The sequence below is a fragment of the Dietzia papillomatosis NBRC 105045 genome, assembly GCF_001570845.1.
GTDB classification, from domain to species: domain Bacteria; phylum Actinomycetota; class Actinomycetes; order Mycobacteriales; family Mycobacteriaceae; genus Dietzia; species Dietzia cinnamea.
The window spans coordinates 1-1,836 of record NZ_BCSL01000093.1 but is presented as its reverse complement, the minus strand read 5'-3'; the positions used below and the strand labels follow the sequence as shown (position 1 = coordinate 1,836).

Sequence of the window (1,836 nt, the reverse complement as noted above, 5' to 3'; positions counted from 1 at the left end):
CTAGGAGACTGCTGAACAAAGTGCGTGTACGGCCCGCGGGGTTGGGGTGGCCCTGAAATGATGTGGGTCATGCAGGGTGAGTCGGATCGGCAGCGTGAGTTGTTGGATGTGGAGTCGGTGGCGGGGCATCTTCTCGAGCCCGGCAGCGTGTTCGCGTTGCTGGCCGAGCATCGTGACCGGTTGTTCCCGGACGAGTTGTTCGCGGATCTGTTTCCCTCGGGGCGGGGCCGGCCCTCGATCCCGGGTGAGGTGATCGCCTCGGTCATCGTGCTGCAAGCACTGTTCGGGCACTCCGATCGGGAGGCGGTCGACGCGCTGACGTTTGACCTGCGGTGGAAGGCCGCCTGCGGGTATCCGGTCGATGCGAAGGGTTTCAACTCGTCGACGTTGACCTATTGGCGACGCCGCCTGGCGGCCAGTGAGCGGCCGCAGCGGATCTTCGAGGTGGTGCGTCAGGTCATCGCCGAGACCGGTGCGGTCAAGGCCAAGACCCGCCGGGCGCTGGATTCAACGGTTTTGGATGACGCGGTGGCCCGCCAGGACACGATCACCCAGCTGATCGCCCAGATCCGCCGGGTGGGCCGCGAGGTGCCCGGGGCGAAGGAGTTGATCGCCACCGAGTGCACCCGGTTGGCGGCGGTGTGCGGGCAGGACTACATCGCGTCGGGTAAGCCGCGCATCGCCTGGGATGACCAGGCCGCCCGAGACGAGTTGGTCTCCGCCCTGGTCGCAGACGCGCTGGCGCTGTTGGCGGCACTAGATGTCGAGGCGATCACCGCCGCCGGTGGCAAGCCGGCCGAAGCGGTGGCGCTACTGGCGCTGGTGGCAGGGCAGGACGTCGAACCGGCTGAGGATTCAGACGGCACCGACGGGCGGTGGCGCATCGCCCGCCGCACGGCGCCGGATCGGGTGATCTCCACCGTGGACCCCGATGCCCGCCACGCCCACAAGACCCGGCAGCGCCGCCAAGACGGGTTCAAGGCCCACATCGTCGTCGAGCCCGATACCGGCCTGACCACGATGTGCGCCCTGACCAAACCCAACGGACCCAGCAATTCCGATGCCGCGGTCGGTGCGGGGCTGGTCACCGCCGATCCCACCGTCGATGACGGTGAGCAGGTCGAGGTGCTCGGCGATTCGGCCTATGCCAGCGGCGACATGCTGCACACCCTGGCCGGCAAGCAGTGGCTGCCCCTGGTCAAGCCGTGGCCGCTACGGCCCGCGGTCGAGGGCGGGTTCACCCTGGATGACTTCACCTTCGACGCCGTGGCGGGCACCCTGACCTGCCCCGCCAACATCACCCGTGGCCTCTCTGCCAAGGGCAATGCCACCTTCGGGGCGGCGTGTCGTGGCTGCCCGCTGCGTCAGCGGTGCACTACCTCAGCCACGGGGCGCAAAGTGGTGCTCGGCGAGCACCACCTGCTGCAACGCCAGCACCGCCAGCGGGCCGGCGATGAGGACTTCAAGACCGTGTACCGCCAGCACCGACCGATGGTGGAACGCTCGATCGCCTGGCTGACCCGAGGCGCTCGGCGTGTGCCGTACCGCGGGGTCGAGAAGAACAACACCTGGCTCCACCACCGCGTTGCCGCCCTCAACCTGCGCCGACTACTCGCCATGGGACTGACCAACCAGAACGGAACCTGGGCCCTGGCCTGATCAGCGGGCCGGGGCCAGGCATTCCCGCCCCAGCAGAGGCTCGAACAACCCGCGGTGGGCGCCACGAACCTTTCGCCGAACCCAGAAATCTCAAGCCCCACACTCCGCGCGACGGCCAACCGGACCCTCACGCACACCGGGCGTGCCAGGATCGCAGCTTGTTCAGCAGTCTCCTAG

The 1,836-nt window shown here is 68.3% G+C and carries 1 protein-coding gene; it reads left to right on the top strand.

Annotated elements, in window-relative coordinates:
* Window positions 1-69 precede the first annotated feature (69 nt).
* Window positions 70-1,659 carry an IS1182 family transposase gene (locus DPA01S_RS15880; RefSeq protein ID WP_061917886.1) on the top strand — a complete coding sequence of 530 codons (1,590 nt, stop codon included), beginning with the start codon at window positions 70-72 and terminating at the stop codon, window positions 1,657-1,659.
* The last annotated feature ends 177 nt before the right edge of the window (window positions 1,660-1,836 follow it).